Annotated in this window: 1 protein-coding gene; it reads left to right on the top strand. The window is 52.5% G+C overall.

Annotated elements, in window-relative coordinates:
- The coding region (gene petA, locus ACTHSP_RS22210; protein WP_440347034.1) for a ubiquinol-cytochrome c reductase iron-sulfur subunit at nucleotides 1-419 on the top strand (419 nt) is incomplete at both ends.

Genomic DNA, 419 nt, shown 5'->3' on the forward strand with positions numbered 1-419 from the left:
GCCGGTGCTGCTGTCGAAGTAGATGTCAGCAAAATCGAAGCAGGCCAAATGCTGACTGCCGAATGGCAGGGCAAACCGATTTGGCTGGTCAACCGCACAGATCAACAGCTCAAAGACTTGAAAAGTTTGGATGGCGCAGTTGTCGATCCCAATTCCGAAGTGGATCATCAGCCCGAAAACTGTAAAAACGAGCACCGTTCGATCAAACCGAACCTCCTCGTTGCTATCGGTATCTGTACCCACCTGGGTTGCTCTCCGACTTACCGTCCCGATATTGCTCCCGCTGACTTGGGCGCAGACTGGAAAGGCGGCTTCTTCTGCCCTTGCCACGGTTCGAAATTCGACATTGCAGGCCGAGTATACAAAGGTGTTCCTGCACCGACCAACTTGGTTGTACCGCCTTACAAATATCTGAGCGA

This window comes from Neisseria sp. P0001.S005 (genome assembly GCF_051963715.1).